The following is a 26,779-nucleotide window of genomic DNA, read 5'->3' on the forward strand; positions in this document are numbered from 1 at the left end:
CTACGGATTTGTGCTCCACGCCGGGGAGGAGACGCTCGTCTATACGGAAAAAGGGGTTTATCTGACGCCGCCTGCCGATGACACCGCTTACTACTTTTGTTTTCCGTTTCTCCATGAGGTCGATTTGTTCCATGCCCCCGAGTGGGTGAAAGACACCGTCTGGTATCAAATTTTTCCAGATCGATTCGCCAACGGCAACCCGGCCATCAACCCCGAGGGAGTACGGCCGTGGGGAAGTGAAGATCCGACGCCGACCAGCTTTTTTGGCGGCGACTTGCAAGGAATCATCGACCATCTCGATTACCTAGTTGACCTTGGCATCAGCGGCATTTACTTGACGCCGATTTTTCGCGCACCATCTAACCATAAATATGATACCGCTGACTATTTGGAAATCGATCCCCACTTTGGGGATAAAGAAACGTTGAAGACGCTTGTCCAACGTTGCCATGAAAAAGGCATCCGCGTCATGCTTGACGCCGTATTCAACCATTGCGGCTACGAGTTCGCGCCGTTTCAAGATGTGCTGAAAAACGGGGAATCGTCGCCGTATAAAGATTGGTTTCACATTCGCGACTTTCCGCTGCAAAGCGAGCCGCGGCCGAATTACGACACGTTCGCGTTCGTCCCGCAAATGCCGAAGCTCAACACCGCCCATCCGGACGTGAGACGCTACTTGCTTGATGTCGCGACATATTGGATTCGCGAATGCGATATTGATGGCTGGCGGTTGGATGTTGCCAATGAGATCGACCACGAGTTTTGGCGTGAATTTCGCCGCGCGGTGAAAGCTCAAAAACCGGACGTATACATCCTCGGAGAAATTTGGCATGATGCGATGCCGTGGCTGCGCGGCGACCAGTTTGACGCCGTGATGAATTATCCCGTTGCAGACGCGGCGCTTCGCTTTTTCGCCAAAGAAGAGATAAACGCCCGTGAGTTCGCCGAGCGATTGATGCGCGTGCTTCATTCGTATCCGGCCACCGTCAATGAGGCGGCTTTCAACTTGCTTGGCAGCCATGATACACCGAGAATCCTCACCGTTTGCGGCGAGGATGTCCGCAAGGCAAAGCTGTTGTTTCTGTTCCAGCTGACATTCACCGGCTCACCGTGCATTTATTACGGAGATGAAATCGGCATGACGGGCGGAAATGATCCCGGGTGCCGAAAATGCATGATCTGGGACGATGACAAGCAGCATCGCGGCCTGTATGAGCACGTCAAACAGCTGATTGCGCTCCGCCGCCAATACCGGGCTTTGCGTCGGGGCCATATCGCCGTTTTGCATGCCGATGAGCAAACAAATCAATTGGTTTATGAAAAAACAGACGGGGACGAAACCGTTGTCATTATCATCAACCGCAGCAACCAGGCAGCCGACATTCCACTCCCGTTCAACGCCAAAAAGAAACGGTTGGTCAACCTGCTCACCGGCGAACGGTGGGCGGCCGAAGCGGATGGCCTTTCCGTCTCGTTGCCGGCGTATGGGTTTGCGCTCTATGCCGTGGAGAAGTAGCCGTTTTACCGAGAAGATTCCCCCGAGATAAAGAAAACGAAACGATTGCCATAGTGAAAAAATCAAAGGGCGCCGAGTCTGACGCCCTCCTTGCACGCGCAGCCGCTATTCTTTAATGCTGATGATATTTTTCGGTCCGCAAGCTCTCGTCTAACCTAACAAGCAACAGTCATTCTGTAATCACAATGCCGTAATGTTCAAACCAAACATGCACTTGGCCAAGGTAAGCGAGCAGCTGCGGGCCGGTCATCAGCTGGCCGAACCATGGCACTTGGAACGATTTCCCTTCCGATTCAATGAGCGCAGTCAATTTTTCTCGGTCGAACAGCTCATGCAAAATGGAAGAGCGATCGCGGAGCAGCTGCTCCAGCCATTGTTTGACGAGTTTCGTATAGTAGGGATGATGCGTTTTCGGATACGGGCTTTTCTTCCGGTAGAGCACCTCCGTGGGCAACAGCCCTTCGAGCGCCTTGCGCAAAATGCCCTTTTCGCGGCCGCCATACATTTTCATCTCCCACGGGATGTTCCAGACATATTCAACGAGCCGATGATCGGCAAACGGCACGCGCACCTCAAGGCTCGCTCCCATGCTCATTCGATCTTTTCGGTCAAGAAGCGTCGTCATAAACCAAATCATATTTAAGTAAAACCACTCGCGCCGTTTGGCGTCTTCAGCGCTCTCCCCCTCAAGGCGCGGCACCTCGGCCATCGTTTCTTCATAGCGCATTTGCACGTAATCGTCGAGCCGAAGCTTTTGCCGCCATTCCTCTTTTAACAGGCCGATGCGCGCCTCAATCGATCGCATCCACGGGAATCCTTTGCGCGCTAAATCATCCGGGCGGTGAAACCACGGATAGCCGCCGAAAATTTCATCGGCACATTCCCCAGACAAACTGACGACAAATTGCTCACGAATTTGCTTGCAAAACCAAAGAAGCGACGAATCAATATCCGCCATGCCGGGAACATCGCGGACGATGACGGCATCCCGCAAATGGCTGAACAGTTCGTCTTGAGTGATCACACAACGATGATGAATCGTTTGAAATTGGCTTGATACTTGTTCAATAAACGGCGCATCCGTATTGGGCTGAAAATCGTTTGCTTGGAAATAGCGATCGTTTCCTTCGTAATCAATCGAGTACGTATGCAGCGGCCCCCGGCCATCGGCAGCAAACGCCGTCGCCGCGATGGCCGTAATGGCGCTCGAGTCGACACCGCCTGATAAAAACGTGCATACCGGCACATCGGAAACCAATTGGCGCTTGACCGCATCGGTCAATAAAAAACGAAGTTTCTCCACCGTTTCGGCAAACGAATCGCGGTGGATGTCGCTTTCGACGTTCCAATACCGCCAACGGCGAAGCCCGGAGCGAGAGAACGTGAGCGCGTGCGCCGGACGCAGTTCTTGAATGCCGCAAAACACCCCGTGCCCCGGCGTCCGCGACGGCCCGAGACCGAATACTTCCGCCAGCCCTTCGCCGTTGATTTCCGCTTTTACTTCCGGATGGGCCAAAATCGCCTTGATTTCCGATCCAAACAGCAGCCCCCCGTCTGCTTGGCGATAAAACAGCGGCTTGACGCCGAGTCGATCGCGCGCCATAAACAGCTGCTCGCGCTCCTCATCCCAAACGGCGAAGGCAAAAATGCCGTTGAGCCAGTCGACGCATTGCTCTTTCCATTCCATATAGGCAGCAAGCAGCACTTCGGTATCGGAATGGCCTTCAAACGTATAGCCTTTGCCCAGCAGTTCCCTGCGAATCTCTTCTGTATTATACAGCTCGCCGTTATAGACGATCGTATACCGGTGCCCACGTTGGTGCCGGGCCATCGGCTGCTTGCCGCCCGCCGGATCTACGACGACGAGCCGCTTGTGGCCAAAGGCGACATGAACATCCAACCAAATGTTGGTATCGTCCGGTCCGCGCTGAGCCAGCGTCTCGGTCATGTGAGCAATGACCGCCTGCTCGCGGCGCAAATCGCGGCCGAAATGGACCCAGCCAGTGATGCCACACATATGAATCAATCCTTTCCTGATCGAAAATGGCAAACAGGCGTTCCCCGCCTTCTCCATTTCCTTTCCCGTCTCGTTTTTCACGGCATTGGTCAGCGATCGCCCGTTTTGACGACACGACCGCCCATTTTCCATCGGCATGGTTTCATTTTATGCAGCGTCTTTTCGTTCGTTGAATTGTCCAATCATGGCCACCGCACGAATAAACAAACAAAAAAATGGAAAAAACGAACACAAGGAGGAGGAAACGCCGTGACGATCCAAGAACGACTGCAATCGATTGCTGAACAACCGCGGGCTTATGTGCATGGAACTGCCGAGTTGGTCAATGACGAATGGATCTTTTTTGATGACGAATCCGACGAAGCGTCTTTAGTGGAGGAAGTCGCGGAACAAGGGATCGAACTGTTCCGCGGCGGGCATTGGTTATCCGGTCAATGGCAGGAAAACGGCGCCGTCGCCACCGATCTTGGCGTTTTTCCTGTTCGCCATGGCGATCGCCTCCGTTTTCGCAAGCCATTGACCTATGCGTATCAACAGTGGCTTCTTTCTCTATCTGACCCATCCTTTTTCCAGTTCGTTCATTGGCTGAACGGCCTAGGTTTTTCTCTTTACGATTGTTTGTATTGCTATAATGGCTTGCTGTTCGCCCTCCCTATCGGTGTGAACTTTATCATTTATGATAACAGCGAGCAAATCGGCAGCGTCCACCATTATTATGAGCGCGGAAAACGGGCGAGCGACCGCTTTGAAATCACCTTCAACAGCGGAAAGCGGGCCATTTGCGCCCAGATGGGCTGACCGGCAGCCCGCCTTGGGAGCGTGCGAAACCTTCCGTTGCGCCGCTTTGCCCGATGAGCGGGCTTCGGCCGTTTGGGCGGCAGCATGACCGCTAGACGATTTATTTCCGAACTCCGGCCACATACGGAGTCGCCTCTTCCGCCATCAGCGGCGGGCATAGCGCGTACCCTTGCGCATACGTGCATTGCAAATCGCGGAGCCGATCGAGCTGTTCGACCGTTTCCACCCCTTCCGCGATCGTCTCGAGCCCGAGCCCTCGTCCCATCGTGATCATCGCTTTGACAATCGCCTCATCCGACGCGTTCGTATGCAAGTGCTCAATAAACGCCCGGTCGATTTTCAAAATGGTGGCCGGCAGCTGTTTTAAATAATGAAACGACGAATATCCGCTGCCAAAATCGTCGACAGCGATCCCAACCCCTAGCCGCCTCAGTTCATCCATAGTTCGCAGCGTGCTGGGGAGATGGCGCAACATCGAATGTTCGGTCAGTTCAAGATGCAGGCAAGACGGCGGCAGCTGCGACTGTCTGAGCGCCTGTTTCACATCGCCGACAAACCGTTCGTGCTGAAACTGGACGGCGGAGACATTGACAAACACCGCTAGATCATCGTTGCCTGTCATCTTCTGCCATCGTTTCGTTTGCAGGCACGCCGTCCGCAACACCCAGCGGCCGATTTCATGAATGACCCCGGTTTCCTCGGCCAGCGGGATAAACTCATCCGGACGCACGAGACCGAGTTTCGGATGACGCCAGCGAACGAGCGCCTCCGTCGCCTTCACCGCCCCTGTATGTATGTCCACGATCGGCTGATAACAAAGAAACAGTTCATTTTCTTCCACCGCCTTGCGCAAATGGCTGTCCATTTCGAGCCGATGCAGCGCCTCCTCATTCATTTGGGCACTGTACCGCTCGACCCGGTTGCCGCCGACCTTTTTGGCCCGATTGACTGCGATGTCCGCGTGGCGCAACAGCGCCTGCTCATCCGCTCCATCGTCAGGAAAAACAGCGAGCCCAATGCTCGCGGTAATAAAAAATTCTTTTTCGCCATACACGGTCGGCTTCGCGACTTCCCGCACAACGCGGAGCGCCGTTTCCATCGCCCCTTCTTCCGTTTTGAGCGGAAAAAACAAGCAAAACTTGTCGCCGTGAAACCGGCCAAGCGCGGCGCCGACGGGCAAGACGCGTTGAATGCGCTCGACAAGCTGGCGCAAAACGCCATCACCGGCGTAATGGCCGATGCTGTCGTTGATCCATTTAAACCGATCCAAGTCGATCAACGCAACGGCTGTTTTTCGTTGCTTCCGCCTCGCTTTCTCAAGCTGCTCAGCCAGCAGCTCTTCCCACTTCGTCCGATTCGGCAAATTCGTATCGGGATCGTAATACGCCAAATAGGCGATTTTTTCTTCCGCCTTTTTTTGCTCCGTAATATTGTGCCCGATCCCATAAATGCCGACTTTTTTTCCATCGATGATGATCGGGATGTTTTTGATTTGAAAAAGAAGGCGCTCCCCTGCTTTCGTTGGGATTTCCAGCTGATACGTTTGCACCATCCCGCGCAGCGCCCGATAAAAATAACGGATGACGCGCGGGATGTCGCTCGGTTGAATATACTTCAGCGAGTTCGTATGCAAAATCTCCTCTTTCCGGTAGCCCAGCACGCGCTCAAAGGCTGGATTGACGCTCGTAAAATACCCATGCAAATCGGTCGAATAGACAATATCTGTATTATGTTCAAACAACGACTTATACCGTTGCTCCGACATTTGCAGGCGGGCATGGAGGCGCTCCATATCACGCGATGCGGTGGCCATCAACTGGGCCAAGGCCATCACCCCATCAGGCGGCGTCGGCAACGGCGCTGGCAGCCCACTGTCTGCCACTGCCGATGTTTCCGACAGCGAAACCGCAGCAAACACGGCCGGTCGCACCGGAGCATAAGCGTCTTTAACGATCACTTCCACCGCGGGGAATAATGCCGCTGGCTGCAGAGCCGCCGCCATGCCGTCAAACAAGGAACGCGTATACCCGCCCAGCGCCGCGCTATGATACAGCCACATTCCGCCGGTTGGCTGCTTGGCAGCTTGTCCAGCCAAATCGCGCCCACTCCAGTACAGCGACGGGGCATGCACATAAGAAAAACGCACTTTTTCCCCTTCACGGACGCGGCCGCGCACGACAACCGCCCCGTCTTGATCAACCGCCACAATCGGCAGGCAAACATCCTGCCCATTCCGTTCCACTAGAAACGGGAACTCCACTCCCGACAGCGGCAAACGGTCAATGAACTCTTTTCCCAAGTAACGTTCCAAATAAAGCGACGCCTTTTGTCCCTCCAGCTCCACAAGCCGCTGGCCGCGGCTTTTCGTCACGGTGAACGCCAGCCCGACCGGCTCCCACAAAACCGGCGCAAAGCAGTGGCTGCGAAGCGCCGGGCCACTGAACGAAACGGCGACTCCCCCGCCCTCCAACCGGCCGTCACGCGAAACTAGCACGCTATGTTCCGGCAGCGCGCACCCAACGATGACCATCCGCTCATTCACCAGTGGCACATGGCGAAGCAAAGAAGGCAAATCCGCGCGGCGATCGGTCAGCAGCAGCAGCCAAGCGGTATCGTCACGAAGGATCGCCTCGGCCACCAACGCTGCCAGCTCTGTGGGACGGGCGAATTCACTCGCCGGCAGCTCCAGCATGGAAACGCTGGAAACGGTCAGTGAAGCGGCACCGATCATGAGTGAAGCGTCTCCCGCCATAGCCAGCGGGCTAGTCATCCCGATCACTTCGGATTGCGGCCAATGGTGAGCGAGCGCCTCGATCGCGCGGCGCACGTCCGTTTCATCATGGCCAGCAACTTGTACAAACGGAGGCTCGTCCGCTAAAAAGCGATGCTCCCTAAGCCAATCGTGCAGCTCCTCTACACGGCGGCAGCCAAAAAACCGCATCAACGATCCGCCCCCCTTTCATTGGACATCCGGAAAAGCTCGAGTGGAGCCGATCGAACAATCAGGCGAGCAAGCAGCCCCACCTCTCATGCCCCACGCTTCTCAACCAAGCAACCGCCAGAAGGCCACCATCCCAACCGTTCATTATGGAAAACCGCCCCCCTCGTCCATTTCTCCGAAACGGTCGACTCGCAAGCGCCGGGCAGAGCAGTCAGCCGGGTCGCTTCGAACAGACACCGCTTGATCGAACCGCCGTTTTTCGCCACAGTCATTCGGACAGAAAAGATCCATGGTCAACGTTTTGCCCTCCACCCGGGGGAGGAAAATCCGCGTCAGCTCGGCATGTTCACGGAAAGTTCCATGGGAGACGTTTTGCTCTCCATCCGTGGGAGGAAAATCTCGCGTCAGTTCAGTATGTCCACGGAAAGTTCCATGGAGAGCGCGACCTGTCCTCCACCCGAGGATGAAAAGGGACGCTTGCCAACAAGGTTTTCACAGAAAATTAGGAAAATAAAAAGCAGCGTTCCCTTTCCCTTTTCCAGCGTGGAAAGGCCGCTTCCCCCTCATCGTCATGGGCAGCCAAGCTGCAGCCGGCGGATCGTTTGGCGATCGCCGGCGGACAGGAGCGGGCTTTCTCGCCGCGAACAGAAGCCGCCGGTTGATTCCGGCGCGGCGAAAAAGCGGCTGACCGAAAAGACGATCTCCCTTCAAGAAAAACGCAACATATCGTGTGGCAGAGAAAGAGCCGGTGTTGATCTCTGGCGATGAGAGAGGGTGTCCCGGCCTTTTGGGATACCCCCTTGTTGCGCCTAAAACAAGTCAAAACCGAGCGGCAGCATCAACCCTAAAAACAGCGTGACCACGAGCGCAACGATCCATTGCGTCCATCCTGCCACCGTGCGTTTTCCTTTTTTTTCTGCCGCTAATACCATTTCCATCGCCCCAATCACCCACAGTCCGGCGAGCGCCTTCAACCAATAAAGCGGTGAAATCGTCGTGATGCCATGCAACAGCATCAACCCTGTCGCCAGCGTAATGAGGTAAAACAGCCGCAACACCATTTGCACAACCTTCGCCTTGCCTGCTCCCCGCCGCGCCATCGATACGGCGATGAGAAACAGCACGATCGTGATCAGCCAGCTCGTAATATGAGCATGCGTCAATGTCCATCCCTCCAGCGTTTCCATGTTCATCCCCATCATAGCATGGGCGGCGGATCATTGACAAACACGATGACAGCCAAACGCGTCGTTTCCCGCTTGCCGAACCACGAGCGGCGACTGGAAAGGGGCGGCTTTTTGCAGCCGTGGCAGCAGCACAGCCGGTGCTTGGTCGCCGTCGACTGCCTACGCGCAAGTTACTCGCCCACTTGGTTGCGCAGCGTGCCGATTCCTTCGACCGTGACCTCAACGACATCGCCCGGTTGCAAAAACCGCGGCGGATTCATCCCTTTTCCGACTCCCGCCGGCGTGCCTGTGGCGATCACGTCGCCCGGTTCAAGGGTGATGCCTTTGGAAATCGTCTCAATAATCGCTTCCAGCGAAAAAATGAGTTGCGTAGTGCTCGCCTGCTGGCGCACTTCGCCGTTGACCCGCGTTTCAATCCGCAAGTCGTTCGCGTGTGGCAGCAGCGATTTAGGCACAATCCACGGCCCCATCGGACAAAACGTATCCAAACTTTTTCCGAGGAAATACTGTTGGTGCCGCTCTTGCAAATCTCTGGCGGTCACATCATTGATGATCGTGTACCCAAATACGTAATCGAGCGCTTCCTCGCGGCCGATCGCCCGCCCCCGTTTGCCAATGACCACCGCCAGCTCCCCCTCGTAATCAACTTCATCCGTGACATCGGCATGGCGCAAAATCGTTTCACCATGGCCAATCACCGTCGTCGGCGGTTTCGTAAACACAATCAAATGTTCGGGAATCGCGGAGCCGCCGAGCTCAAGGGCGTGATCAGCGTAGTTTTTCCCAATGCAAAAAATGTTTTTGGCCGGCCGTGGAATCGGGGCCAACAAACGAACGGCAGCAAGGTGAAAGACGTAGTCGGGCTTCGGCTGGCGAAGCGCCCAATCAACGACCTCTTGCGCCCGCGCCAAAAATCGCTCTCCTTGCGCGATCGCAGCCAACATCGAAGCCGGTATCGTCTCCGTTCCGCTCATGGCCCGCTCCGCACCGCGCAAATGAATCACCGTCGTTTCCCCTTCCGGTACGGCTCCAACAAACGATTCTCCGTTGACAACCGCTGTGACAAGCTTCATATCCTTCTTCCTTTCCATATCCGTCTTCCGTTGCCGTAGCAAAAACGCGGGTCAGCGCCCTCGACCGTTTCTGCCTGTGGCAAAGCTTCCACGTTCTCCTATTCGCCATCGAAGCCAAAACTCCTGTCTTTTGTAGAATTTTGTCTAAATTAGGAAATTTATCACTTATTTTCTCGAATCTCTTTCTTTTTTCGTCGTTCTATGTATAATAATGTTTAACTTCCCCTCTCGTCGTCCGCAACTTTAGGAGGCTGATGATTGACTGGCGCAACCGCCTCTCCGAATCGGTTCTCAAGTGAAAAAACTTGTGCCTCAGCCTCTATGTTCGCGTTCCAGCATCGATCAAGGCAAACAGCGATTTTTCATCAACCTTTTTCGGTGCGCGCTGGACGTTTTTTGTCTACGACGGCATGCCTTAACCGACATTCCAACGAATTGATGGTGAAGGAAATGGTTCTCCTGCTCATTGAAGAAAAGCGGCAACAGATGATCGAGCTCGCGCTCACCTACGGACTAACGGCAAAGGAAACGATCGAATGCAGCCAACAACTCGATCAGTTGATCAATGAATATTTGCGCCAGACCGGTGAGTCGAAGCAATCTTGTCCGCCCATTCAATAACGGCGGGTTTTTTTATTGGCTCGGTCGGCGGCGAAACGGCGGCCGTTTTCCGTACGTCGCCCATCGCCAAACCCATTCGGCGGGTCCAAAATAAAACGACTGAAACCAAGGGCGACTCACCCACACTTGCAGTGCATACAATCCAACGGCCAGCAGCGCTCCTTGCCATTCCTCCACCCTTCCATACCACCCAAGCCCGTAGCTGTAAAACAACGATGTGCAGATGAGCGACTGAAGAAGATAATGGGTGAGCGACATTCTTCCCGCGTCTTGCAGCCAGCGCCACGCCGGCCGTCGATGGGCTTTCCCGCCAACCAACACGGCGGCCGCGGCGTAGAACCCCGCTAAAACCGTGCCGCCAACGTTGTCTTGGATATACATCGTCAACGCGCTGGCCCCAGCCCAATACGGAATCGTTTTTAACGTCAGACCGAGGCATAGCGACACGACCATGAAGCGGCGCAACGTCGAGGCCGGATAGCGTCCGGCCTCAAGCCAGCGCTCTTTGGCGGCATAGGCGCCGAGAAGGCAAAACGGCCATACCGCCAAAAGCGTAAATAGAAGCCCGCCATCGCTATTGAGATACAACCAATCGTGCCATCGTTGCCAAAACACATCGCGAAACGTTCCGCTTTGGTAATGGCGAAGAGCAACGGACGCCTCCACCTCGCGGTCATTGGCTGCTCCCATCCAACCGACCACCATACTTATGGCCAGCAACAAGGTCATGAAGCCATGAAAAAGGAAAAAACTAACGAACGCTGTCGTCCGCCACCAGCGTGAGGGGACGTTCATGAACAACAGCAATATCAGCCCAACAAGCGCGTACGGAAGTAAAATGTCGCCAAACCATAGGCCGAACGCATGAATGGCGCCGAACGCCAACAAAAGAAGGAAGCGGCGCAGCAAAATCGGAAGCGGCCGCTTCCCGCGCTCGCGCAATCGGTGGTAAAGGACGACCGTGCCGAATCCGAATAAAAAGGCAAACAGCGGGTAGGTGCTCGCTTCAAACAAAAGATCAATCGCTGCGGCAACCGCGCGGTTGAGGGCGCCGTCGCCGACGTCTTCCACATATAACGCCGGCGACGAGAAATAGCGCATGTTGACAAGCAAGATGCCAAACAAGGCAAAGCCGCGCAAGATGTCAGCCGCCGCGATCCGTTCTGCCGATAAAGGTGTCACCAAATCCCTTCTTTCTATCTTTTCGCTATGCCGAAGGAGGCGGCTTACTGAGTGGGCAATCTCATGTGATCGCCAAACGTTTCGCCCCATTACGGAACAGTCGGCACCCTTGCACCGCCAAACCCTCCGTCACCTATCATGATCTTCTGCCGTTTTCTCTAAGGTGGGTGATTTAGGAAGCAGGCCGCTTATCGTCCTCGTTTCTCAAATCGAAAAGCCCATCGTCTTCCACACGCTCCCCCCCATTGCTTAAAAGAAACAACCGTATTTCGCCAGCCTTCGATCTCTGTTGTTAGAGCAGCCCACGCACGTCACGCCATCAGTTGACATAACGCCCTGTTTTTCCTATTGAATCCCAATATTGACGGTGCAAATGCACTTTTTGAATTTTTCCAGACGCGGTCTTCGGCAGCTCATCCACAAACGTTACACCTGTGATCGCTTTAAAATGGGCCAACTTTTCCCGCGAAAAGGCGATCAACTCTTCTTCGCTCACCGTATGCCCGGGTCGAACGACGACGAACGCATGCGGCGTTTCCCCCCATTTTTCATGCGGCACGGCGATGACGGCCGCTTCAAGCACGGCCGGATGCTCATAAAGCGCCCCTTCGACTTCAATCGAGGAAATGTTTTCTCCTTCGCTAATAATCATATCCTTTTTCCGGTCGACGATATCAATATGCCCGTATTCATCGACTGTCGCCATATCCCCTGTATACAGCCAACCGTCACCAATCGTTGCAACCGTCTAGTTATTTCCTTTCACCCCAGCATCAAACACATCGGGATCTACCGTATTCGTGACACTGCAAAACGTGTTTGTTTGCAAAAAGTCACCCGTATTGCCGCCGCCAGCACCGGAGTTGGTTTTCGCGGTACTTTTCGGAGCGATTTGCAGCACATCTCCCATGTTTACGGTACCGTTGCCGCTGACGTTGGTCACTTTAATCCCGCCGATGACGATCGCTGGCATCGCCTTTCCCTTCCTTTCTGTCCCTTCCCTTTTTTTATTATATGCCGCAATGATACCGGCTCGTCGGACACCTGCCCGGCGCTGAACCGAATTTCCCTTCTTTACATACAATACGATAGCGATGCCATCGGAAGGAGGAAAGTGCTATGCCCTCATTTATCAGCGGACCGATTAAAATTACCCATGTGAGCGGAGATGGAACGGTCAACTTCGGGGACGTATTGCAAATTGCCCCCAAGAGCACAGCGAAAGCCCACACAGGTTCAGGTGGAAGCAACAACGGAGATTTTATGCAGACGAATACATTTATTAGTTTCACCAATACCGGCGATCCGGACGTCTCCGACTCGAACAATGCGGCAAACAATTGAGGGGAACGTTTTTCGGTGCGCGCCCATACATTATGGATAAGGACGCTGTGAAAGGAGCATGCCCCCATGCCGGCTTTTGTCGGGATCGTGAAACTGAACAGCATTGGAAGCAGCGGCGTGTTCCATATCGGCGATGTGTTTGCCATTTCTCCGCAAAGCGTGACCAAAACGTTTGCCGGTGCCGGTTCGTTCAATACGGGCGACGGGCTCCACGTTTACAACTATTACAGCAACACGAACACGAACGACGCAGATGTCGCTGACGAAAACGTCGTCGGAAACGTATAAGGAGGAAGAGGGGATGCGTTTTTACATCAGTCAAAGCATTTGCATCCACCAGCTGCGGATCGGCTCAGTGACCAATTCATCGGTTTTGCAGATCGGCAGCGCCGGAAGCATCCAAGCGCTGTCGACGCTCGCCAACACGGGAGGCTTCTCCGAGCCGGCGCCGCAGGCCATCGTGCCGCTAGGAACAGCGGTGCAGCCGTCCGCTCCGCTCGTTCCTCTCCATTCCGCCACCCGCTAAATTCAACACAAACAGTGATGATGGCAAAAGGCCGTCCATATATTGAAGTAAGAGGGGACTTGGAGAGGATGATGGCGTCCGATGAGTGTCTATGACTATTTCGCCCAGCTGCACCGCTATTTAGTATGGCAGACGAACAAGATGCGCGCGTTGGAACGCCGGCTTCGCACCCTTGAAGCCCGGCTTCAAGAAATCGAAGCCCAGCCGCGCACTTCGATCGAACGAATCGAATATAAATTTGATCAGCTCAAAGTCGAAACGCTGGAAGGCACGCTGAACATCGGCATCGCACCGCCCGGGGCCGGCGGGACGATTGAGGACTTGGCTGTAGAGCCGGTTAAAACCGTCGTTCCCAAACCGGAACCCGTGCTGATGCGAGCGATTCAGGAGAGGGTGGCGGCGTACCTAGGCAAAGAAGCGCCGGAAACGCTAAAGCGGCTTGAGCAGCGATACGGCCGCCGCCTCGATGATCCGTACCGCCAATTTATTTTGCAAGACATCGGTCGGCAAACGGAAGAGCGCATTCGTTTTTATTTGCAGGAAAAAGCCACCAGCGGCTATATCCCGACCGCCGACCGCGATGAGGCAACTGAAAACGAAATTTTTCAGAAAGTCAAAGCCGATATTGAACAGTCGCTCGATATGTTTTTGAAACATTTGCCTTCAGGAGGAGAACAGACATGAACTATACGGTCATCAACCGCGATGTACACGTCGGCGCAATCCGCCTCGTGGCTGTTACGAGCGCCTCGCTGTTTTTAATCGGCGATGCTGATACGATTCACTTGGCTTCGGCGTTTGACACGCCGCCGGAGTCGCTCATTATCGGCCCGTTCGTTCCGCTCGTGCCGGCTCGAGGGGAACAATCGTGAAACGGACGTCGGTGGTGCAAACGTTTCACGCAGAAACCCTCATCATCAGTTCGGTACTGCAAATCGGCGACTCCGAGCGGATTTCCGCCCGTACACGCGCCTTGGCCGTTCAGCGTCAATATGAGTTGTTTTTCGGAGCGGAAGGAGAACAAGCATTCCCGATTTTCGCTAAACCGATCCCGCGCTGGCTTTCACCGCCGCCGATCACTGTCCGCCAAACGATCCACGAATCCCCGGTTCTTTCTGTCCGTGATGTACGCATATTGGCGATTTCTTCATCCGCCGTCGTCCAGATTGGCTCTACTTCAACGGTTGAGGCGGAAGCAAGAATAAAACATATACGCGAGCTCGCCGCTCCGGAGCTAGGGGCGTAAACGAACGAGCCCGGAACGAACCGCCAGCCGCACGCTCCGGCACTAGGCGCCAACAGCGGGAACTGGTTCCTTTTCGACGTCGCTATGCCTTGGCTGAGGAGGTTTGAACATGCCTTCATTCGTCGGTCCGATTAAAATTAACAGCGTCGGTAGCGGCGCTGTTGTCCAAGTGGGCGACTGCCTGTATATCGCACCGAAAGTCGCCACCAAAACGCAAGCAGGATCCGGAGGATTCAACACCGGCGACTTTGTGATAACGAACAACGCCATTAGCTTTACGAACGCCTTTGACCCGGACGTGGTCGATCAAGCGGTCGCGGCCAACAACTAAAGAGGGGCTCGCTAGGCCCCCTTTCCATTTGTAACGTCCAGCCATGAACGGTGCCGGCCAACGAGGCGGTATTGGCTGCCGCAACCATTACATCACTTCCAAACATACGCGCGTGCCGCGGCCGGATGGTTCGGCTGGCTCGACAATTAGCTTGCGCGGCAGACGGTGGCGGATTTCCGGAACATGGCTGATGACGCCGACAGCCAACCGCTCGGTATGCAGCTTTTCCAAGGCGGAGATTACAGTCTCAAGCCGTTCCGGATCGAGCGTTCCAAACCCTTCGTCCAAGAAAAAGAAGCGAAGCGGGTATTCGCCGCGCAGCTGAATTTGCGCCGATAGCGCCAAGGCCAGCGACAGCGAGGTCAAAAACGTCTCTCCGCCTGAGAGCGTCGTCACCGGCCGTTTGACCCCGCCGTTGGCATCATCGCGAATGAGAAATCCGCCTTGTGAATCAAGTTCCAGTGAGTAGCGGTGCTGCGTCAGCCGCTGCAACCGCTCGGCGGCCATGATGGTCACTTGCTCCAGCTGTTCCTCCGCCATGAATTCGACAAAGCTATTGCCGCGCAACAACGATTGCAGTTGCTGATATTTGGCGATTTGCCGGTCAAGTTCCGCTCGTTTCGCCTCAAGCTCGACAAACCGGGCATGCTTGCTCCTTAGCTCTGTCACCTTTCCCCGGATGGCGCCGAGCTGTTCGGTCAACGTTTCCATTTGCGCTTTCAGCTCGGCATAGATGAGCTGCATCATTTCCCATTGTTCCGCGCTCACTTCCACCCCGCCAATCGCCGCCTCCAGCTGGGCAAGGCGATGTTGAGCCTGTTCCATTTGCCGCCAATAGCGGCGAATCGCTTCTTCCCATTCCCGGCGTTGCTCCGCCGGCACCCTGGCCGCCTTCACTTCTTCCGGATCGGTGAAAACGGTATCGGCCAGCGCCTGCCGCCAACGGGCAAGCGCTTCTTCCACCCGCTTCGCTCCCTCTTCCGCCGCATGCTTGGCGGCGTTTCTCTCGCTTTCGAATGTTTGATATTGGCGCTGGGCATGCTGCCAAGCCTCATAAGCTTGCTGTTCTTTGCTCTTTAACCGCTGCCATTCCCCTTCCACCGCTTGCAACTGCATGTGGGCTGGATTCGAACCGGTCTTTTCTTTCCACTGTTGCTCGTATTCGTCCCACAGCTGCTGCTTGGCGTCAAGCAGCGACTCAAGGCGCACCCGCTCCGTTTCGAGCCGCCGCTGCTCTTGTGCCGCCGTCTCTTTTTCCCGCTGCTTTTCTTCCAAAAACGGCACGCTATCGTCCAATCGCTTTTGCACCTCACGCCATTGTTTCTCCTGCTCGCGCAAGCGTTCGTAGACGTCATCGATTTCCTCTAATGAAAACGACGGATAGGCGCGCCGCCACTGCCCGATCAGCCGCTCGTATTCGTCTTCGAGCCGCCGTTTCTCGGCTTGCAGCGCCTCGAGATCGGCGGCCAACCACCGGCACGCGTTTTCCGCTTCGCGCCGCGCTGCCTCGGCTTCATGCCATTTCGAGAGCGCTTGGTAAACGGATTCTTTGCCGGCGATCACATCTTGTTCAAGCGCTCGCACCTCGACGGAAAGATCTGCGACCTCATCCGCAGGGGCGCTTTCCGTCAAGGCCGGCGGCGCCCCTTGGCTAGCTGCAAGCTCAGCGAGTTGTTCCAACTGCGCCCTCAGCGACAGCAGCGTCTGTCGTTTTTGCTCGCACTGCCGCCATTCCTCCTCGAGATCTGGCAACCGGGTTGGTTTTCGATGAGGCATCACAGCCGGACGCGGGTGCTCGCACGACCCGCACACAGGACACGGTTCGCCCGGACGGAGGCCGTCGGCAAGCAAGGCGGCCAACTCCGCCGTCCGCGCCTCCTCCGCCTGCTTTCGCTCCATCTCGATCGCTTGCTGCAACCTATGCGCCCGCTTTTCTATCTCTTGTTGCCGCCAACAGACGGAGCGGTATGTGTTCTCCACGAAACGGAACAGCTCGCGAAGCTTCATTTCCGCCGCTCTAGCTCGCTGTTCTTTCTTCGCTTTTTCCTCCTCCGCTTGACGCCAAGCGGATTCTTTTTGCCGAAGCTGGGCGTCGAGGCGGGCAATGGCCGCGGCGGCTTGCTCGATTGGCTGCTTCTCGGCGTGCGCCCGCTCGACCTCGTCTTTGTCGGCCAGCGCTGCCGCCAGTCGCTTTGCCTCTTCCTTCAGCTCCTGTTGCCGCGTTAAGCCCCGCTCATACCATGCGGACGCTTCTTCGAACCGGCGTGCCGCCGCTTTCTCCTCAGCGAGCAGGCGCTCCCGTTTCTCGCGCAAGCTCGCCCATTCGCGCTTGAGCGCTTCCATTTGCCGTTCGAGCTCCTCAGCCTGCCGAAGCCGCTCCGTCTCCGCCAACAGCTGCGGCTCGCGCTGCGCTTTTTCCTGCCGCGCCTGTTCATAGGCGCGCGCCGCATCCTCATAATGGGTGCGGGCTTCTTCAAGGCGCCGCGCCAACTCTTGATCGCGGCGAAATGCCTCGGCCCGCAGTCGCTCCGCCTGTTCGCACTGTTCCCAATACGGCCAAATGCGCTCCGCTTGTTCGGCGCGCTCTTTTTTCTCTTCCAACTCGCGAATCCCGGCCTCGCGCCGTTTCCATTCGGAGAGCTCCCGTTCCACCGCTTCTTTTTCCTGTTGCCACGCCCATAAAAGTCTTGTTCGTTCAACCTCCGCTTCCACCTGGGCCAGCTCTTTTTTCCGCTTGGCAAACAGCGCCACCAGCTCGCGCTCTTTTGCTTCCGCCTGTTCAAGCGCCGCCTTGGAGGCGTCGCCAAGCCCCGCCTGTTCCGCCTCGATCTTTTCCCGCTCTTGTTCGGCAGCCGCAAGCCGCGTCTTCAACTTTTGGTTCAACCGATCGCCATACCGCTCAAGGTGAAACAAACGCTGCAGCATTTGCCGCCGCTCCACTCCTTTGAGCGACAAAAATTCGGCGAACTTCCCTTGCGGCAAAACGACCGCCCGCGTAAAATCATCCATCGTCAACCCAAGCAACCGTTCAATTTCTCGATCGACATCGGACAGTTTGTCAGCGAGGACGATCGGCTCCGCTTGATGTTCGATCAGTCGGCAAACAGCGCTGCGCGCCCGCCACTCGTCCACTTTTTTCAAGCTCCGCTCCACCGTATACCGCCTAGTCCCGTTGGCATTTTCCAGCTCGAAGGTAAATGAGACAAACAGCTCCTGCTCGGCATGGTTGATAATGGCCTGTGTGCGGTTGGCCGCTCGCTCAACACTGCCAAACAAGGCGAGCGTCATGGCATCCAAAATCGTGGACTTGCCGCTGCCGGTCGGCCCAAAAATACCGAATACCCCGCCCGCACACAGCGCGGTGAAATCAATCGTCTGTTTTTCACGAAAGCTATGAAGCCCAGCGATCGTCAGCGAGATCGGCTTCATTCTCCTTCACCTTCCTCTTCTTCTTCCACCGCCAGCTCCAAAAATAAGCGAACCAACTCGTCATCAGGAGAGTGCCCACCGGTTTGCCGTTCATAGAAGCGGCGAAACATTTCGGCGAGGGACAGCGGCTCACGGCTGACCGCGGACGCTTCGTTTTCGCGCGGCTCGTCTCGCAGTACCGGACGGATGTAGATCAATCCCGGGTGGAGCTTGCGCAGCCGCTGAATGTCTTCCATCGTCAACGGTTCCGTCACATAAAGCTCGAGATCGATCCACCCCGACCGGTCCCGCCCTTCCTCGCACCACCGGTACACTTGGGCCAGACCTTCTTTCGCCTGCCAGCGAACGAGCGGTTTTCCAGCAGACAAGGGAATTTCCGAGACATTGGCTTGGCCGCCCGGCTGGACATCCACAATTGTAACCGATTTCGCATGCCCTGCCTCGGAAAAGCTGTAAGCAAGCGGCGAGCCGGCGTAACGCGCCGACGTTCTCGCCCGCCTGACGTCCTGCGGCCGGTGGAGATGGCCAAGCGCCACGTACTGCGCAGAAGCCGGCAAGCTCTCCGCGGCCACCGTATAGGCGCCGCCGACTTCAATCGGCCGTTCCGAATCGGACGCATGGCCGCCGGCGACGTAAAGATGGCTCATGGCGACATTGACCGTTTCAGCGGTGAACGAAGCGGCCATGGCTTCGAACAAGGCGCGGACGCGGTCGTCGTACCGATCGCGCAGCGCCGTTTCGTCATGCTCCGTCGACAGCAGCTCAGCGAGGCGCGATTCGGACGGATACGCCAGAGGGGCAAGCACCATCGTTTCGCCGCAAGATGGAACGTCGATTCGGCAAACCGAAGCCTGCGGTCGTCCAAATAGGAAAATACGATGCTCTAGAAGAAGCGAACAAGCGGCGCTAATGCGCTCCGGGTGATCGTGATTGCCGCTGATGACCGCGATCGGCCGGCGGCCTTTATCCGACAGCCGGGCCAAGCTTTCATAAAACAGCTGCTCGGCGGCTGCCGGCGGGTTGACGGAGTCAAACACGTCCCCCGCCATCAACACCACATCGATTCGTTCGGCTGAAACGAGTTCCACAAGCTCATCAACGAACGCTTCTTGTTCGGCGAGCCGACTCCGCCCTTCAAGCGTTCGCCCGAAATGCCAATCGGCCGTATGCAAAATGCGCATCTTTCTCTCTCCCCCTTGGCTATGGCTTTTGGCCCGATCGACGCCACGTTTTCTTTCCGTCGCCGCGCTCTTTTCCCCGGTCGTTTCCGCCGTTAGTCAACAGCAATCGCACACCCGCCGGAAAATGAATACAAATAGCATTCCGAAACCGGCACCCGCCAGATTTGCTCAATCGCCCGACGATACAAGCGCATCTGCTCCCCGTAACGCCCGAGCAGAAATCGAGCCGCTTCTTCCAGTTGTCCGCCAAAGCGATCCACCACTTCGTCGGTCTTATAATCGAGCATCACATAACCGCGTTCATCCGCAAACACGCAGTCGATCACCCCTTGCACAAGCACGCGGCGGTCGCCCTCCATCCCTAGGCGCCCATAAAGCTCAGCCGCCGGAATTCCCAAACTGAACGGCACTTCGCGGTGCACTTCACGCGCTTCACGAAGGCGTCGGCCGATATCGGTGGCGAAAAAGGACAAGATCGCTTCGCTGTCCACCGCTTCCGCTTGTTCGGCGGCCAGCAGCTCGTTTTCCACGAGGCGGGCAATCTGGCTGCGGATCGCTCGCTCATCAAGCGGAGCGCGCCAATCGAGATGTCGCATCACGACATGAAGCGCCGTCCCTTTTTCAGCGGGCGTTAATGTTTTGGCCTGCATGAAGCGCGGACGGGAAAACACCGGCGCCGTCCCTTGGCGCGGCCGCCATTCGTCCGCCTGCTCCCCAAACAGCGCGCGCTGTTCTTTGAGCTCAGATACGGATTGTTTGGCGCGCACCGCTGTTTCTTTTTCGTAAGGATACGTCCACATGAAGCGCCGCTTGGCCTCTCCCTCCCACTCCTCGCCGGCTGGAACGGGAAGTCCTTCCTTTAGAGCCGGCAATAGGTGAAGCTCTGTCTCATCCGCTGTCGCTTCGCTGCCGTGAAGCTCGGCGGCCGGCACGATCACGATGCGCCAGACAGACGGGTGGGAAGCGATCTCCGCAGGCGCCGGTTCTCCCACAAGCTCGCAGCCGGCGCGGTGGCGGATGAGGGCGCGCCCGATCCAGTCCAAATACGAGCGAGCCGATGCCCGCATGTCGTCAGGAAGAAGCCAGCCGTCTTCCGCCATCGCCCCTCTCCACTTTTTCAGCTCCTTGTCCGCGTCAGGAACGGAAGCGATGAAATACAGCTTTTCTTTCGCTCGCGTCAGCGCGACGTATAAAATGCGCATCTCCTCCGCCAGCAGCTCGAGCCGCTTTTTTTGCTGAATGGCCATAAACGGCAACGTCGGGTAGCTGATGCGCAGCCGCGGATGGACATAGCGGGCGGCAAAACCAAGCTCTTTGTCGAGCAAATACGAATGATGCAAATCGCGCGTATAAAACGGCCGCGCGAGCCCGGCCAAAAAGACGACCGGAAACTCGAGCCCTTTGCTGCTGTGGATCGTCATGATCCGCACGACATCTTCCTGCTCGCCGAGCGGCCGGGCGGAGCCGAGATCGTCACCGCGCTCTTGCAGCCGTTCGATGAAGCGAAGAAAGCGAAACAGCCCGCGAAACGACGCCGATTCATACTGGCGAGCGCGATCATACAAGGCGCGCAAGTTGGCTTGGCGCTGTTTTCCACCCGGCAGCGCGCCGACAAAATCGTAATACTGTGTATCGCGGTACAGCTGCCAAATGAGGTCGGCCAATGAACGGCGGCGCGCCATCGTGCGCCAGCTTGCCAGCCGCTCGAGAAAAACCGCCGCCTTCCGCTTCGCTTGTTCCTCCTCATCCGTCTCGGCCGGCTTGTTTTGGAAAGACTGCAGCGCTTCATAAAACGTGCCTTTCGGAGCGGCCAAGCGGATCATCGCCAGCTCGTTTTCGTCAAAACGAAACAGCGGCGAACGGAGCACAGCCGCCAGCGGAATATCTTGATCCGGATTATCGATGACCCGTAACAGCGACAGCATGGTGGATACTTCCGTCGCCTGAAAATAGCCGGCAGACAGGTCAGCCGCCGCGGGAATGCCTTGCGCCTGCAACTGCTCGATCATCGGCGATGCATTGGTCATCGAGCGGACAAGAATGACGATATCGCGGTACATCACGCGCCGCGGTGCACCGGTAGAACGGTCGTACACCCAAAACGGCCGGGCAATGAGCTCTTTCACCTTTTTGGCGATCCAGCGCGCTTCCAGCTCGGCGGCCGCCAATTCAGCCGCTTCCTCTTCTTCCTCTTCCTCGGTCCGCTGCCGATTGATGACCACGACTTCCGGGACGGCATCGCTCCCGTCGGGGTAATCGGCGCCGTATTTCAGGCGCGCGGCTTCATCGTAAACGAGCTCCCCAACGGCTTCGCCCATGATTTGCGAAAAAAGAAAATTCGTTCCGTCCAATACTTCCCGGCGGCTGCGGAAGTTGCTCGCTAGATCGATTTTCATGCCCCCGGCTTCTCCGTCCGCCGTAAACCGTTTGTATTTATCCAAAAACAGCAGCGGTTCGGCCAGCCGAAATCGATAAATCGACTGTTTGACATCGCCGACCATAAACAAGTTGCCCGTCCGCTCGCTTCCTTTCTTGACCAATTGCAAAATAGCTTCTTGGACAAGGTTCGTATCTTGATATTCGTCGACAAGCACCTCATCAAACTGAGCTTGGTACTCGAGGGCGGCGGCGGTGGGCTGCCATTCGCCCGTCTCTGGATGGCGGTGCCGCAGAACGCGCAAGCAATAATGCTCCAAATCGGAGAAATCTACGACCCCTTTTTCCCGTTTGGCTTCCTGAAACCTAGCAGCAAAACGGCGAACGAGCGCGGCGATCGTTTCCACGATCGGTTTCATTTCCTGCATGTGGCGGAGCCAAGCGGACGGAGGAAGCGAAAATACATGGTCGCGCAGCGCTTCGATTTTCTTTTTCGCCTGCTCGCGCAACGCCTTCACTTCATCGATCAGGTGCGCTTCGTATCGTTTGCTGCTGCACGACGGCAAGCGTCCGAACGACAAGGATTGCAACGCCTCGTGCAGCTTGTCCCACGGTCCGGCCACCCTCATTTGCAGCCCGGAAACGAGCGCGGCGTCTTCGCGCAACCGTTCCGTGTACGGCTCGGGACCGCCCGGTGCTTCCGCCAGCTCCAGCGCCTTTCGGATCAATCGCAAAGCCGCCGTCAGCTCCATTTCTGCATGCTGAGCGAGATAGCGTGCCGGCGCCAACGTTCTCACGTCCGCTTCAGCATCAACATCATACATTGACGCCAAGCCGGCAAGCCATTCGTCCGGCTCAGGATGAGAGCGAGAAAACTCATAAAGCGAGAAAATCATTTCCTGTAGCTCTGCATCGCTCCGATCGCCCGTATACGCATCGACGACCGCCAAAAAGCGATCATTGTCCGCCTTTCCATATTCTTCTTCAAGCAGGTCTTCAAGGACGTCTTCCTTGAGCAGCTCGATCTCCGTTTCATCAGCGATGCGAAACGACGGGTCTAAATCAAGCAAATAGTAATATTTGCGAATGACATCCAAGCAAAATGAATGAAGCGTCGAAATCGAAGCGCGGGGAAGCAGGCTGAGCTGGCGCCGCAAGTGGAGAGAATGCGGGTGTTTCGCCAGCTCCCGTTCGAGCGCTTCGCCGATCCTTGCCTTCATCTCAGCCGCAGCGGCATTGGTAAACGTGACGACAAGCAGGCGGTCGATATCCACCGCTCCTTCTTCCGCCGTCACTTTTTGAATGATCCGTTCGACAAGAACGGCCGTTTTGCCAGAACCGGCCGCCGCGGCAACGAGAAGATCGCGGCCGCCGGCGGTGATCGCCTTCCATTGTTCTTCCGTCCATCGGCTTCCGGCCGGCTTCGGGCGAATCGCCATGTTCATCGCTCGTCCTCTCCTTCCGCTACTTTTTCCAAGACCGCTTCCTTCGTCTGCGGAACTAGTTTTCGATATTCATTGCCCGGAAGCGCCTCGTCAAACTGGCACACCGGCTTGAACGGGCAAAACTCGCACGCCGTTTTCTCTTTCAGCTTATATGGAGCAATCGATACAACGCCATCGGCGATTTGCCCGCCGATCTCGACAAACAAGCGGCGGATATGGCGACGAAGCGCCGTAAAATCCGATTCACTCGCCACCGATGAGCGCGAATGGATCGATCCGCTTTTGGTGATTTGCGCGGGTACAATCAGCGACCATTGCCCGTCTTCAAGCTTGCTGTCCATCAGCCGGATCGCTTCCACGTCCGCGAGCAGCAGTCCGCGCATCCGAAACGGTTCAAGCAACTTTTGCGCCAGCTTCACTTCGTCATCGACCCACTGTTTCGCTTGAACGATCGGATTGTGAATATGGAAATAAAGCACTCCCGCCGGAAGCGCCGGCTTTCCGACCAATTGTTCGGCATACGTCAATACAATGTCCAAATACGTGAACATTTGCAGCGCCAGCCCATAGTATACTTCCGCTATATCAAGCGCTTTGGCACTCGATTTGTAATCGATGATGCGAAGCAGCACCCCTTGGCCGCTTTCTGCTTTGTCAATGCGGTCGATCCGCCCGACGAGTTCCATCGTCGTTCCGTCGCGGAGCCGAAAGCGAAGCGGTGGCAAATCGCCGCCCGGTCCAAACGACAGCTCCATCCCAACCGGAACGAAGCCGCTCGCCCGCGCGTGCTCGCTTAGCACGTACGCCGTGCGGGCGACCACGTTTTGCAGTTTCCGTTTCATATATTGATAGCGAGATGAGCTTGCTAGCACTTGCCGCTGAATGAGCGGGGCAATCCGCTCAACAGCCTCGGCCGACAGCCGCTCGCATTCCAGCTTTGATAGTTTGCTCCATTCGACATGCCGTTCACGGAGCTGGTCGGCGATTTGCTTGATGGCAGCGTGAAACAACTGCCCGACATCGGGAGCCTCAAGCCGAAAAACATGGCGCTCTTTCAAACGCAGCCCGTGCGAGGCAAAGTGAGCGTACGGGCATTTTTGAAACTGTTCCATGCGCGAGACGCTCGCTTGAATCTTTGTTCCGTACAGCCGCTCGCTCCACCGTTTTTTCAGCGGCGCCGCTTTGTTCGTATAAAAGAGAGCGGAAATGGCATGCTGCACGTCTTTGCGCCACTCCGGATGGCGGACGAGCGCGTTATACACTCCCCACCACAACGGATCGATGCGATAATTCCGCTTCCACACCCGCAGTTGGCTGACCAAATACGTTTGCGTCGCCCTCCGGACGGTGACGAAGGATTCCGCCTCCTCCTTGGGGACATCGAACGGGTCGTTGCTGCATAACTTCACCGGCGCCAGCGGGAACAAATTCTTCAATTGTTGAATGAGCGGGGACGGCATCAGCGCCTTTCCTTCACCGTCAGCGAGCGGATAGGCGACGTACAGACGGCGGCGCGGGGCCACGAGCGCCAAGTAGACGAAAAACGGATCATAAAACAGCTGCTCCCGACTTCCGGGGGCTAGCGACACGCCGAGCGCGCGCAATTGTTCGCGCTCGATCTCGGCCATCAGCCCTTCTTCCTTCACTTTGGCCGGAATGACGCCCTCGTTGACGCCAATGACAAACGCGTACTTGATGTCAAACAGCCGCGAACGATCCAGTTGGGCGATAATCACTTGATCGAGCGCCGGCGGAACGAGCGAGAATTCGAGGCGATCGAGCCCGGCTTCAATGATTTTGGCAAACTCGGCGAGCGGAAGAGACTCGGTTCCAAGCATTTCCACATATTGATCGAGCAAGTCAACGACCGCGTTCCACGCTTGTTCGTGCTGACGCGCCTCGATTAAGCGCCCGGCCGCTTCGGCTTCGGCGCTCATTTTCTCGAGTTTTTTTGGAATCTGCAATTCTTCGAGAAAGAGATATAACGCCGTGCAAAGCCCGCGTCCATCCGAAGCCCGGCGCAAGCGGCGGTCAAGCCGGCGAAGCGGGGCGGTCAACACCTCGCGCCACCGGTTCAACTCATCTTCAAACTGCCGCTCTTCGTCAGTCTGCGGCACATTCAACCCGTCAAGCGCTTGATAGCGGCGGTACGTCCAACGTTCGCCGCTCGTCCACTGCTCCCCTTTCACTCCATGGGCAAGCACGTAATTTTCCAGCTTGTCCGCCGCCTCGCGCCACCAAGCCGCGTCTTCGTCAGCCGGAAAAAGCAAATCGGTTTTCACCGCCCGAAACACCGCCTCGTAGCGCCAGCGCGTCACGACGGTTTCGAGAGCGGCGCGTACGAGCTCAACGAGCGGATGGTAGTGCATTGGCTCTTTCTCGTCCATGAAGGACGGGATGCCAAAGTCAAAAAATACCGTTTTGACCACATCGCGATATGATTCAAGATCGCGAATGATCAAGGCAATGTCGTGATAGCGCGCTCCCTCATCGCGGACGAGGCGAATGATTTCGCGGGCAACCGCCTCCACTTCCGCCCGCCGGTTGGCGGCTTCGTAAATGCAAACCGCATCGGTCTTTTCCTCATACGGAATCAACGGACGATGGTGAAATTGCCTTTCCAAATGGGCAAGCGCGCTGCTTTCATGCCGGCGGTTTTCCGTAAGCACGACCGGCTCTTCGATCAATACGCCGCTGCTGAGCGCGAGTGCGCGCAGCTGTTGATACGTTTGCGCCGGCAAATAAAACAGATCGAGCGCATCCGGCATGCCATCGTCATATGGCCGGTCAATGGTCAAAGAAACGGTGACGCGTCGGCAATGGCGGAGAAGCTGTTCGATGACCGCGTATTCCTGCGGCGCAAAATGATAGAATCCGTCGATATAAATCTCAGCGTCACGCAAATAAACGGAGTGCGGAATTTGTTCAGCGAGCAAGCGCAAATAATCTTCCGAATCGAGATAATGGCCGCTCAGGCTTCGCTCGAGCTCGCCATAGACGAGCGCGACATCGCTTAGTTTGTCGGCGAGCAGCCGCCGTCCCGGTTGATTCGACTCGGCCGTAAGCGCCTCGGCGTGGCGGCGGAGCTCCCCCGGCGTCAGGCAATATCGTTTGCATTCGGCGATCATGTCGTGCAGCTGCTCAATAAACCCTTGTTTGTCCGCCGCGCGTCCGAACAGTCTAAGCTCCTGCCGGCGCTGTTCAATAATGTTGCGGATCATCATTTGCACGCCAACATCATGCACGTGATAGCGGTTCATGCCGCCGGTTTCTTGCAGCACGCGCCAAGCGAGGCGCGTGAAACTGAACACTTGGGCACGGATCATCCCGTCCGTCCCTTCTGTATGTATTAGGGCGTATTCGCATTGAAACGTCATTTGTTCCGGAACGAGGTAAACGATCGTTCGTCCTTGCGGGCTTTCTTTCAGCATGGTTTGTATTTCGCTCAGACAGGCGGCCGTTTTCCCGCTTCCCGACCGCCCGAGCAAAAACCGAAGCGACATGGCTCTTACCACCATCCGTTTCCTTTATTTTCTTTATTTTAGCACATACGTTCGCTTTTGGAA

21 protein-coding genes and 1 pseudogene are annotated in these 26,779 nt (G+C 56.3%); 11 read left to right on the forward strand and 11 right to left on the reverse strand.

All coding sequences use genetic code 11. From position 1 onward, the window contains the following. On the forward strand, positions 1 to 1,516 hold a 1,516-nt coding region (locus B4113_RS04920), incomplete at its 5' end, for an alpha amylase N-terminal ig-like domain-containing protein (RefSeq protein WP_235597961.1). Positions 1,517 to 1,685: 169 nt separating this feature from the next. On the opposite strand, the gene asnB is transcribed toward B4113_RS04920, so the two are convergent. Then, complete coding sequence (asnB, locus tag B4113_RS04925) at positions 1,686 to 3,533, reverse strand: asparagine synthase (glutamine-hydrolyzing) (RefSeq protein WP_033019752.1); 1,848 nt, start codon at positions 3,531 to 3,533, stop codon at positions 1,686 to 1,688. A 249-nt stretch (positions 3,534 to 3,782) separates the two neighbouring features. On the opposite strand from asnB, the gene B4113_RS04930 reads away from it, so the two are divergent. Continuing rightward, positions 3,783 to 4,331: a DUF2777 domain-containing protein gene (locus B4113_RS04930; protein ID WP_033019694.1), complete on the forward strand. Its 549-nt coding sequence runs from the start codon at positions 3,783 to 3,785 to the stop codon at positions 4,329 to 4,331. A 100-nt stretch (positions 4,332 to 4,431) separates the two neighbouring features. Here the strand turns inward: B4113_RS04930 and B4113_RS04935 are convergent, their stop codons facing one another. Further along, a complete protein-coding gene (locus B4113_RS04935; protein ID WP_061912274.1) occupies positions 4,432 to 7,272 on the reverse strand; it encodes an EAL domain-containing protein in 2,841 nt (946 codons plus the stop codon). A gap of 240 nt (positions 7,273 to 7,512) precedes the next feature. On the opposite strand from B4113_RS04935, the gene B4113_RS19425 reads away from it, so the two are divergent. Further along, positions 7,513 to 8,040 carry a hypothetical protein gene (locus B4113_RS19425; protein WP_153017130.1) on the forward strand — a complete coding sequence of 176 codons (528 nt, stop codon included), beginning with the start codon at positions 7,513 to 7,515 and terminating at the stop codon, positions 8,038 to 8,040. Between the two features lie 41 nt (positions 8,041 to 8,081). Here the strand turns inward: B4113_RS19425 and B4113_RS04940 are convergent, their stop codons facing one another. Both B4113_RS04940 and B4113_RS04945 read right to left on the reverse strand, forming a co-directional pair. After that, a complete protein-coding gene (locus B4113_RS04940) occupies positions 8,082 to 8,435 on the reverse strand; it encodes a YisL family protein (protein WP_033844802.1) in 354 nt (117 codons plus the stop codon). Between the two features lie 194 nt (positions 8,436 to 8,629). Beyond that, positions 8,630 to 9,532 carry a fumarylacetoacetate hydrolase family protein gene (locus B4113_RS04945; RefSeq protein WP_033843227.1) on the reverse strand — a complete coding sequence of 301 codons (903 nt, stop codon included), beginning with the start codon at positions 9,530 to 9,532 and terminating at the stop codon, positions 8,630 to 8,632. 450 nt (positions 9,533 to 9,982) lie between these two features. Here B4113_RS04945 and B4113_RS04950 point away from each other — a divergent pair, with 450 nt between their 5' ends. Then, entirely contained in the window at positions 9,983 to 10,153 is a 171-nt protein-coding gene (locus tag B4113_RS04950) for an aspartyl-phosphate phosphatase Spo0E family protein (RefSeq protein ID WP_051962627.1), read from the forward strand. Positions 10,154 to 10,165: 12 nt separating this feature from the next. On the opposite strand, the gene B4113_RS04955 is transcribed toward B4113_RS04950, so the two are convergent. The 3 genes and pseudogenes from B4113_RS04955 to B4113_RS04965 form a co-directional block, all read right to left on the reverse strand. Continuing rightward, the gene (locus B4113_RS04955; protein WP_033844800.1) at positions 10,166 to 11,335 is read right to left on the reverse strand and encodes a DUF418 domain-containing protein; all 1,170 of its coding nucleotides are present in this window, start codon (positions 11,333 to 11,335) and stop codon (positions 10,166 to 10,168) included. Between the two features lie 319 nt (positions 11,336 to 11,654). Then, a pseudogene (locus B4113_RS04960) lies at positions 11,655 to 12,083 on the reverse strand (AMP-dependent synthetase); the annotation flags it as partial. After that, entirely contained in the window at positions 12,084 to 12,308 is a 225-nt protein-coding gene (locus tag B4113_RS04965; protein WP_033019685.1) for a spore germination protein, read from the reverse strand. A 146-nt stretch (positions 12,309 to 12,454) separates the two neighbouring features. Between B4113_RS04965 and B4113_RS04970 the strand changes: the two genes are divergently transcribed. The 7 genes from B4113_RS04970 to B4113_RS05000 all read left to right on the forward strand — a co-directional run bounded on the left by B4113_RS04970 (position 12,455) and on the right by B4113_RS05000 (position 14,782). Further along, positions 12,455 to 12,679, forward strand: coding sequence for a spore germination protein (locus B4113_RS04970; RefSeq protein WP_033019684.1), 225 nt, complete (start codon positions 12,455 to 12,457; stop codon positions 12,677 to 12,679). Positions 12,680 to 12,745: 66 nt separating this feature from the next. Then, a complete protein-coding gene (locus B4113_RS04975) occupies positions 12,746 to 12,967 on the forward strand; it encodes a spore germination protein (protein WP_033011654.1) in 222 nt (73 codons plus the stop codon). Positions 12,968 to 12,980: 13 nt separating this feature from the next. Further along, complete coding sequence (locus tag B4113_RS04980; RefSeq protein WP_033019681.1) at positions 12,981 to 13,205, forward strand: spore germination protein GerPB; 225 nt, start codon at positions 12,981 to 12,983, stop codon at positions 13,203 to 13,205. Positions 13,206 to 13,286: 81 nt separating this feature from the next. Continuing rightward, on the forward strand, positions 13,287 to 13,889 hold the full coding sequence (locus B4113_RS04985) for a spore germination protein GerPC (protein ID WP_033843225.1): 603 nt from the start codon (positions 13,287 to 13,289) through the stop codon (positions 13,887 to 13,889). Then, a complete protein-coding gene (locus tag B4113_RS04990; RefSeq protein WP_033019677.1) occupies positions 13,886 to 14,077 on the forward strand; it encodes a hypothetical protein in 192 nt (63 codons plus the stop codon). Before B4113_RS04985 ends, B4113_RS04990 begins: the two co-directional genes overlap by 4 nt. Further along, entirely contained in the window at positions 14,074 to 14,451 is a 378-nt protein-coding gene (locus B4113_RS04995) for a spore germination protein GerPE (RefSeq protein ID WP_033843224.1), read from the forward strand. The genes B4113_RS04990 and B4113_RS04995 overlap by 4 nt, the downstream gene beginning before the upstream one ends. A gap of 109 nt (positions 14,452 to 14,560) precedes the next feature. After that, positions 14,561 to 14,782, forward strand: coding sequence for a spore germination protein (locus tag B4113_RS05000; RefSeq protein ID WP_033843223.1), 222 nt, complete (start codon positions 14,561 to 14,563; stop codon positions 14,780 to 14,782). An 87-nt stretch (positions 14,783 to 14,869) separates the two neighbouring features. Here the strand turns inward: B4113_RS05000 and B4113_RS05005 are convergent, their stop codons facing one another. The 4 genes from B4113_RS05005 to addB form a co-directional block, all read right to left on the reverse strand. Continuing rightward, positions 14,870 to 18,211 (reverse strand): AAA family ATPase, encoded by a 3,342-nt coding sequence (locus tag B4113_RS05005; protein WP_033843221.1) that lies wholly within the window; start codon positions 18,209 to 18,211, stop codon positions 14,870 to 14,872. After that, positions 18,208 to 19,392, reverse strand: coding sequence for an exonuclease SbcCD subunit D (locus B4113_RS05010; RefSeq protein ID WP_033843220.1), 1,185 nt, complete (start codon positions 19,390 to 19,392; stop codon positions 18,208 to 18,210). The genes B4113_RS05005 and B4113_RS05010 overlap by 4 nt, the downstream gene beginning before the upstream one ends. A 92-nt stretch (positions 19,393 to 19,484) precedes the next feature. Continuing rightward, entirely contained in the window at positions 19,485 to 23,213 is a 3,729-nt protein-coding gene (gene addA, locus B4113_RS05015) for a helicase-exonuclease AddAB subunit AddA (RefSeq protein ID WP_033843219.1), read from the reverse strand. Next, positions 23,210 to 26,716, reverse strand: a complete 3,507-nt coding sequence (addB, locus tag B4113_RS05020) for a helicase-exonuclease AddAB subunit AddB (protein ID WP_280516686.1) — start codon at positions 26,714 to 26,716, stop codon at positions 23,210 to 23,212. The genes addA and addB overlap by 4 nt, the downstream gene beginning before the upstream one ends. Positions 26,717 to 26,779: the final 63 nt, after the last annotated feature.

Source organism: Geobacillus sp. B4113_201601, from assembly GCF_001587475.1.
Lineage (GTDB): Bacteria > Bacillota > Bacilli > Bacillales > Anoxybacillaceae > Geobacillus > Geobacillus icigianus.

Coding starts and splice junctions, on each gene's coding strand:
- asnB (WP_033019752.1), bottom strand. CDS start 3,533: ATGTGTGGCATCACTGGCTGGGTCCATTTCGGCCGCGATTTGCGCCGC.
- B4113_RS04935 (WP_061912274.1), bottom strand. CDS start 7,272: ATGCGGTTTTTTGGCTGCCGCCGTGTAGAGGAGCTGCACGATTGGCTT.
- B4113_RS04945 (WP_033843227.1), bottom strand. CDS start 9,532: ATGAAGCTTGTCACAGCGGTTGTCAACGGAGAATCGTTTGTTGGAGCC.
- B4113_RS04950 (WP_051962627.1), top strand. CDS start 9,983: ATGGTTCTCCTGCTCATTGAAGAAAAGCGGCAACAGATGATCGAGCTC.
- B4113_RS04965 (WP_033019685.1), bottom strand. CDS start 12,308: ATGCCAGCGATCGTCATCGGCGGGATTAAAGTGACCAACGTCAGCGGC.
- B4113_RS04970 (WP_033019684.1), top strand. CDS start 12,455: ATGCCCTCATTTATCAGCGGACCGATTAAAATTACCCATGTGAGCGGA.
- B4113_RS04975 (WP_033011654.1), top strand. CDS start 12,746: ATGCCGGCTTTTGTCGGGATCGTGAAACTGAACAGCATTGGAAGCAGC.
- B4113_RS04980 (WP_033019681.1), top strand. CDS start 12,981: ATGCGTTTTTACATCAGTCAAAGCATTTGCATCCACCAGCTGCGGATC.
- B4113_RS04985 (WP_033843225.1), top strand. CDS start 13,287: ATGAGTGTCTATGACTATTTCGCCCAGCTGCACCGCTATTTAGTATGG.
- B4113_RS04990 (WP_033019677.1), top strand. CDS start 13,886: ATGAACTATACGGTCATCAACCGCGATGTACACGTCGGCGCAATCCGC.
- B4113_RS05000 (WP_033843223.1), top strand. CDS start 14,561: ATGCCTTCATTCGTCGGTCCGATTAAAATTAACAGCGTCGGTAGCGGC.
- B4113_RS05005 (WP_033843221.1), bottom strand. CDS start 18,211: ATGAAGCCGATCTCGCTGACGATCGCTGGGCTTCATAGCTTTCGTGAA.
- B4113_RS05010 (WP_033843220.1), bottom strand. CDS start 19,392: ATGCGCATTTTGCATACGGCCGATTGGCATTTCGGGCGAACGCTTGAA.
- addA (WP_033843219.1), bottom strand. CDS start 23,213: ATGAACATGGCGATTCGCCCGAAGCCGGCCGGAAGCCGATGGACGGAA.
- addB (WP_280516686.1), bottom strand. CDS start 26,716: ATGTCGCTTCGGTTTTTGCTCGGGCGGTCGGGAAGCGGGAAAACGGCC.